5 protein-coding genes are annotated in these 7,655 nt (G+C 62.9%); 4 read left to right on the forward strand and 1 reads right to left on the reverse strand.

From position 1 onward, the window contains the following. Positions 1 to 35 precede the first annotated feature (35 nt). Positions 36 to 2,657 carry an ATP-dependent chaperone ClpB gene (gene clpB, locus HCZ97_RS18885; RefSeq protein WP_167690666.1) on the forward strand — a complete coding sequence of 874 codons (2,622 nt, stop codon included), beginning with the start codon at positions 36 to 38 and terminating at the stop codon, positions 2,655 to 2,657. 343 nt (positions 2,658 to 3,000) lie between these two features. Here the strand turns inward: clpB and HCZ97_RS18890 are convergent, their stop codons facing one another. Further along, positions 3,001 to 3,756 (reverse strand): LuxR C-terminal-related transcriptional regulator, encoded by a 756-nt coding sequence (locus HCZ97_RS18890; RefSeq protein ID WP_167690667.1) that lies wholly within the window; start codon positions 3,754 to 3,756, stop codon positions 3,001 to 3,003. Positions 3,757 to 3,958: 202 nt separating this feature from the next. Here HCZ97_RS18890 and HCZ97_RS18895 point away from each other — a divergent pair, with 202 nt between their 5' ends. From HCZ97_RS18895 to msrQ, 3 genes are all read left to right on the forward strand, one after another. Further along, the gene (locus HCZ97_RS18895) at positions 3,959 to 5,518 is read left to right on the forward strand and encodes an FMN-binding glutamate synthase family protein (RefSeq protein ID WP_167690668.1); all 1,560 of its coding nucleotides are present in this window, start codon (positions 3,959 to 3,961) and stop codon (positions 5,516 to 5,518) included. Between the two features lie 121 nt (positions 5,519 to 5,639). Beyond that, complete coding sequence (gene msrP / locus HCZ97_RS18900; RefSeq protein ID WP_167690669.1) at positions 5,640 to 6,548, forward strand: protein-methionine-sulfoxide reductase catalytic subunit MsrP; 909 nt, start codon at positions 5,640 to 5,642, stop codon at positions 6,546 to 6,548. A 96-nt stretch (positions 6,549 to 6,644) separates the two neighbouring features. After that, a complete protein-coding gene (gene msrQ / locus HCZ97_RS18905) occupies positions 6,645 to 7,313 on the forward strand; it encodes a protein-methionine-sulfoxide reductase heme-binding subunit MsrQ (RefSeq protein ID WP_167690670.1) in 669 nt (222 codons plus the stop codon). Positions 7,314 to 7,655: the final 342 nt, after the last annotated feature.

The raw sequence follows: 7,655 nt of genomic DNA on the forward strand, positions 1-7,655 counted from the left end.
TCGGCAAGAGGGACGCTTGTGAAAGGAGAACACCCATGGACTTGACCAAGTTCACGGAGCGGTCGCGCGGTTTCATCCAGGCTGCGCAGACGATCGCGATCCGGGAGAACCACCAGCGTTTGCTGCCGGATCACATTCTGAAAGCCCTCATGGATGACGAAGAAGGGCTCGCCTCCAACCTGATCCGCAAGGCGGGTGGGGACCCCAAGGGCGTGGCCCAGGCCGTGGAGATCGCGCTGAAGAAGATCCCCGTCGTCAGTGGCGACGGCAGCCAGACCTACATGGACAACCAGACCGTCAAGGTCATCACCGAGGCCGAGAAGGTCGCCAAACAGGCCAAGGACAGCTTCGTGCCCGTCGAACGCCTGCTGACGGCGCTTGCCCTGGTGAAATCCGGCGCGAAAGACGCGCTGGAAGCCGGTGGCGTGTCCGCTCAAAGCCTGAACGAGGCGATCAACGATATCCGCAAGGGGCGTACCGCCGATACGGCCAGCGCCGAGGATACCTTTGAAGCGCTTGAGAAATACGCGCTGGACCTGACGGCCCGGGCAGAGGAAGGCAAGATCGACCCGATCATCGGGCGCGATGACGAAATCCGCCGCTCGATGCAGGTCCTGTCCCGCCGGACCAAGAACAACCCGGTGCTGATCGGTGAACCCGGCGTCGGCAAGACGGCGATCGCCGAAGGCCTTGCGCTGCGCATCGTCAACGGTGACGTGCCTGAATCCCTGCGCAACAAGCGCCTGCTGGCGCTCGACATGGGCGCGCTGATCGCCGGTGCGAAGTATCGTGGTGAGTTCGAGGAACGCCTGAAATCCATCCTGAAGGAGATCGAATCCGCCGCTGGCGAGATCATCCTCTTCATCGACGAGATGCACACGCTCGTCGGTGCCGGGAAGGCCGATGGCGCGATGGATGCCGCCAACCTGATCAAGCCCGCGCTTGCCCGGGGTGAGCTGCACTGCGTCGGCGCGACCACGCTGAACGAATACCGCAAGTACGTGGAAAAGGACGCGGCCCTGGCCCGTCGCTTCCAGCCGGTGATGGTCAGCGAACCCACCGTGGAAGACACGATCTCCATCCTGCGCGGTATCAAGGAAAAGTACGAACTGCACCACGGCGTGCGGATCTCGGACTCTGCGCTGGTGTCGGCGGCGACCCTGTCGCACCGCTACATCACGGACCGGTTCCTGCCGGACAAGGCCATCGACCTGGTCGATGAGGCCGCCAGCCGTCTGCGCATGGAAGTGGACAGCAAGCCCGAGGAGCTGGACCAGCTCGATCGCCAGATCCTTCAGATGCAGATCGAAGCCGAAGCGCTGAAGAAGGAAGACGACGCTGCCAGCCAGGACCGGCTCGAGTCGCTGGAAAAAGAGCTCTCCGACCTGATGGAGCGCTCCGACAGCCTGTCGGCCAAGTGGCAGGCAGAGCGGGACAAGCTGGCCGGTGCGCGTGAGCTGAAGGAACAGCTGGACCGTGCCCGTGCGGATCTTGAGATCGCCAAGCGGAACGGTGACCTCGCCAAGGCGGGGGAGCTGTCCTACGGCATCATCCCGCAGCTTGAAAAGCAGCTGGGAGAGGCCGAACAGCAGGAAGCCGAAGGCGGTGTCATGGTCGAAGAGGCCGTGCGCCCGGAGCAGATCGCCCAGGTGGTCGAACGCTGGACGGGGATTCCCACGGCCAAGATGCTGGAAGGCGAACGCGACAAGCTGCTGCGCATGGAAGACGGGCTGCACAAGCGCGTCATCGGCCAGAACGCGGCCGTCCGTGCCGTGGCCAACTCCGTGCGCCGTGCCCGTGCAGGTCTGAACGATGAGAACCGCCCGCTGGGCAGCTTCCTCTTCCTCGGACCGACCGGCGTCGGCAAGACGGAGCTGACCAAGGCCGTTGCGGAGTTCCTCTTTGATGACGACAGCGCCATGGTGCGTATCGACATGTCCGAGTTCATGGAGAAACACTCCGTCGCGCGTCTGATCGGCGCCCCTCCGGGCTATGTCGGCTATGACGAGGGCGGTGTGCTGACCGAAGCCGTGCGGCGGCGGCCCTACCAGGTCGTGCTGTTCGACGAGGTCGAGAAGGCGCACCCGGATGTCTTCAACGTGCTGCTGCAGGTGCTTGACGACGGTGTCCTGACCGATGGCCAGGGCCGCACCGTGGACTTCAAGCAGACGATGATCATCCTGACCTCCAACCTGGGGGCGCAGGCGCTGAGCAACCTGCCCGAGGGGGCCGATGCCTCTGATGCCAAGCGGGACGTGATGGATGCCGTGCGGTCGCACTTCCGTCCGGAGTTCCTGAACCGGCTGGATGAGATCATCATCTTCGACCGGCTCGCGCGGGACGACATGGACGGGATCGTCGATATCCAGATGGCCCGGCTGCTCAAGCGGCTTGCAGCACGCAAGATCACGCTGGAGCTGACGGACGAGGCGCGGCAATGGCTGGCCGATGAGGGCTACGACCCGGTCTTCGGGGCACGTCCGCTGAAGCGGGTGATCCAGCGCGCCTTGCAGGATCCGCTGGCAGAAGCCCTGCTGGCCGGTGAGGTCCGGGATGGCGACACGGTGCCTGTCACCGTTGGTCCCGAAGGTCTGCTGATCGGCAGTCGCCTGGGCACCAGCGGCCGCGACAAGCCGCAGGAGGCCACCGTGCACTAATCTGTGCATCTGCCGAAAGAACAGGAAAGGCGCGGATTGGTCCGCGCCTTTTCCATTTGAGCCCGCCGCTTGCAGATATGTGCAATAGCCCTTTCTCACGGGTAGATATATCAACCCGGCATTACACACCGGTGCCTCATCGGTTTCTCAATACATTTTCAAAGAAAGTGGCGGTTCGTGCGGGCCGCCACTTTTTTGTATTCGTTTCCGGTGGTTTCTGAGGACGGGCAGGGCGCATGGCATGCCGCGCGCCGCCCGCGCCGGTAGGCCGGGATGCTTCCCGCCAGCTCAGGTGCGCCCGCGGGATCCGCAGGGCGGCACCAGCAGGGCTGACTTCTTTTGATCAGATCAGGTGAATGCGTATTGCAATGGCCACGGCATGGGCATTGCTGTTTGCGCCCAGCTTGCTGCGCAGGTTCGAAAGGTGATGCGCCGCCGTACGGTCGGCCAGCTGCAGTCGGTCCGCGATCTGCTGCACCAGGCAGCCTTCGGCAAGCAGTTGCAGCACGTCGTATTCACGATCGGTCAGGTCGAAATGCCGCTTGGCGATATCGGAGGTGCTGACATGGGCGCAGAAATGGCCCGCAAGGCTCATGATGCCCTGAAGGTTCGCGGCATAATTGGGATCGTGAATCTTGGGTTCGGTGCCGAACTCCGGAATAAGGCTCACGCCGGCCAGGAACCGGCCACGGCCGGAAGGTTCGTTGCGCAGCCTGACCGTCACCCCGGAGCGTACGCCGAAATCCCAGAAATGACGGATCTTTTCGCGGTGGCGGTCATTCAGCCTGTCGGAGTGATAATCCTCCTCAAGCTCGGACCAGAGCTTGGGGCGGCTGTTGACCATGCAGTGGGCAACCAGCGGATCCTCCATCAGGTGCTGCCGCTTGGCCAGCACGCCTTCGTATTCCGGACCCATGGCGCTGTGATAGGCTTCGACTTCGACCTTGCCGTCATGAGCCTTGTGCAGATGCCGGAAGTGGAAATGCTTGTACCCGTACCTCTCGCCCTGCTCTGCAAGGACTTTAAAGCACTCCTCGTTGCTTTGGCAGGCGGCGAAACTTTCCGCCAGATCGATGTTGAGGTTGCTCAGGTAGGACATGTTGAAAAACGCGCTGCGCTGTCGTTGTTGTATACACCTCTTGCTGTCTAGACCTTTGTTTTACCCTTCGGCAATGGGTTGACTTGCCCCAAACGTAAAGTTGTCAGCTTTCGCGCGGTTTTGATGCCTGTTTGGTTGCCCTGCGCACAGAGCTTCGACATTGTGCCGGCAATTCCGAAGCATCGCCGGGGGTCTCACGGGCATGGATTTCATTTCACCAATCGTCGAATGGCTTGTTTTCATCTTTGTCATGGCGATCGGAATTGGCGTGCTGGCCGTCGTGGTCATGCTTGTCCTGGACCTCAGCCAGCGAGAGGACGCGATCCGCAGGAACTATCCGCTGATCGGCCGCTTCCGCGGGTTGTTCACCAAGCTGGGTGAATTCTTCCGCCAGTACTTCTTTGCCATGGACCGCGAGGAAATGCCCTTCAACCGGGCGCAACGCGACTGGGTTTACACGGCAGCCAAGGGAGAGGGGAACACGGTCGCCTTCGGCTCTACCCGCAACCTCAGCATTCCGGGCACGCCGATCTTCGTCAACGCGGTTTTCCCGCCGCTCGATGACCAGTTCGCCGCCACCAAGCCGATGCAGATCGGGCCCTATGCCCGGCATCCCTACATGGCGCCCTCCATCTACAATATCTCCGGCATGTCCTTCGGCGCGCTGTCCCAGCCGGCGGTAGAGGCGCTCAGCAAGGGCGCGGCCCGGGCCGGGATCTGGCTGAACACCGGGGAAGGGGGGCTGTCTCCGCATCACCTGGTGTCCGATTGCGATATCGTCTTCCAGATCGGCACGGCGAAGTTCGGCGTGCGGGACCACGACGGCAATCTGAACGACGACAAGCTCCGCGCCATCGCCGCCAAGCCCCAGGTCCGCATGTTCGAGCTGAAGCTGGCCCAGGGGGCCAAGCCCGGCAAGGGCGGCATCCTTCCGGCGGCCAAGATCGACGATGAGGTCGCCGAGATCCGCGGCGTGCCCAAGGGCAAGGATGCGGTCTCTCCCAACCGGCACCGTGAGATCGACGATTTCAGCGACCTGTTGGACATGATCCAGCATATCCGCGAGGTCAGCGGCAAGCCGGTGGGCTTCAAGACGGTGATCGGTTCTTCGGACGCCTACGAAGAGCTTTTCCGCCTGATCAACGAAAGGGGCCCGGAATCCGCGCCGGACTTCATCACCATCGACGGTGGCGAAGGCGGCACGGGCGCGGCCCCCATGCCCCTGATGGATTCCGTCGGCATGCCCCTCAGGGAGGCGCTGCTGCGGATAGTCGATATGCGCGACCGCTTCGGGCTGAAGGACCGCATCCGGATCATCGCCAGCGGCAAGATGGTGAACCCGGGCGACGTGGCCTACGCGATCTGTGCTGGGGCCGACTTCGTGGTCTGCGCGCGCGGCTTCATGTTCGCGCTTGGCTGCATCCAGGCCCTCAAGTGCAACAAGAACACCTGCCCCACGGGCGTCACCACCCATGATCCGCACCTCCAGCGCGGCCTGGTGGTAGAGAAGAAGTACGTGAAGGTCGCCAACTTCGCCCAGTCGGTCATCAAGGAAGTGGAGATGATCGCCCATTCGGTCGGGGTGGCAGAGCCGCGGCTGATGCGCCGCCGCCATGTGCGGATCGTGCAGGCGAACGGCGACTCTGTCGTGCTGCGCAAGATCCGCCCCAGCCACGAGGTCGAAGATCTGGAGGGCAAGGAGATGCCCAACATGACCCCCGTCCAGGCCCCCGACAGCGATCGCAAGCAGGCGGGCGGCTAAGCCTGTCCCGACAGGGGCAATTGTTACGACGGGGCCACGCAGACGTTATCACTGCTTATTTGGTCGAAACTCTATGCCGGGCTACTACGTGTCTTGAACAGCACGCGAGAGGAGGCCCGCAATGACCCGTTTCTGGAAGGGCAAACTGACAGAGAACGACGTGACGCCCGAGGCGATCTACCTGAACCGCCGCCAGATCATGGCCGGCGCGGCCGGGCTGGGGCTTGGGGCGATCGCCGGACCGGCGCTTGCAGCGCCCTCCGACCTGACCCCCGCCTCTTACGAAGGCATCACCCATTACAACAACTACTATGAGTTCGGCACCGGCAAGGAAGATCCGGCCCGCTATGCCCATACGCTGGTGACCTCTCCCTGGTCGATCCAGATCGGCGGCATGGTGGACAAGCCCGGCACCTACGCGCTGGAAGACGTGCTCAAGGGCAAGCAGATCGAGGAACGCATCTACCGCCTGCGCTGCGTCGAAGGCTGGTCCATGGTGATCCCCTGGAACGGCTTCCAGCTGTCCGCCCTGCTGGACAGTGTCGGCGTGCAGTCCGGCGCGAAATACGTTGCCTTCCAGACCGCGGAGCGTCCCGACCAGATGCCTGGCCTCAGCCGCCGCGTCCTGGACTGGCCCTACCGCGAGGGGCTGCGCCTGGACGAGGCGATGAACCCCCTGACGCTTCTGGCGACGGGGATCTACGGCAAGGACCTTCTCAATCAGAACGGCGCGCCGATCCGCCTGGTCGTGCCCTGGAAGTACGGCTTCAAGAGCATCAAGTCGATCGTCCGCATCACCCTGCAGGAAGAAGAGCCCTTCACAAGCTGGAAGGATCAGAACTACCGGGAGTACGGCTTCTACAGCAACGTGAACCCGAAGGTCAGCCACCCCCGCTGGAGCCAGGCCACCGAACGGGTCCTTGGCACCAACAGGCTGATCGCCCCGCGCCGGGATACGGAGATGTTCAACGGCTACGGCGAAGAGGTGGCCAGCCTCTACGCCGGAATGGACCTCGGCAAGAATTACTGAGCTTGAAAGCGGCGGGGGCCAGGTGCGGAGCGCCCCTGCCGAAGGATGCTGCAGGCCGGAAGCTGGTTGGCAGCCGCATGTTAAGAGAACCCAAAGATGACTTCTGCCAGGCCTCACGCCAAATCCGCACGCGCTTCCTCTTCCCTGTCCGGGCTTCGGGATGCCATTGGCGGCCCCGTCAACACTGCCCTACGCCGGGTTCCGGCCTGGCCGCTCTATATACTGGGGGTTCTGCCTCCGGCCTGGTTGCTCTGGGCGGGGCTGACCGGCCAGCTGGGGTTCGACCCGGTCAAGGCGATGGAGCACCAGATGGGCGAATGGGGGCTCTGGCTTCTGATCGCGGGCCTTTGCGTGACGCCCGCCCGCCGTTACCTGGGTATCTCGCTGCTGCGGTATCGCCGTGGGCTCGGGCTGCTGGCCTTCTTCTATATACTGGGGCACATGCTGATCTGGCTTCTGCTCGACGTGCAGATCCTGGCCCAGGTCTGGGCGGATATCCTGAAGCGGCCCTATATCACCATCGGCATGGGGGCCTTCGTCCTGATGATCCCCCTGGCGCTGACCTCCAACAACTGGTCCATCCGGAAGCTGGGCAAGCAATGGCGTCAGTTGCACAAGCTGGTCTACGCGGTCGCCCTCCTGGGATCGCTGCACTTCATCCTGCTGGTGAAAGGGCTGCAGCTTGAACCGCTCATCTACATGGCGGTGATCATCGGCCTTCTGCTCCTGAGACTGCCGAGGGCCCGGAAACGAAGGACCGCTTGAGGGCAGTCGCAGGCCGACCGAGTCGCGAACGGGCGGAAATCACGGGAAAAGAGCCGAGTCAGGGGCCAAAAAGCCGCCGAATGTACCCGATTTCGAATCCGAGTCTCTCCTGAAGTTGCCAAACCTCGCGAATTCCCCCGAAATCACGCCGGAACGCGCTGTCTGGCCGCTCTTTTTCGCCTGTCTAACATGCTGAATTCATGTGGTAATTCAGCTTTATGCAAAAAATGTGACGGTTTCCGGCAAAAAGCGCTTGCGGGTTTGGGGTGATAACACTAGAACCCCCTTCACCGGCGGCGCTGAGGCGCTACGGGGCGCCACGGAGGCGGACGGAACGGAGGG

Source organism: Pseudooceanicola sp. HF7, from assembly GCF_011806405.1.
Classification (GTDB): domain Bacteria; phylum Pseudomonadota; class Alphaproteobacteria; order Rhodobacterales; family Rhodobacteraceae; genus Pseudooceanicola.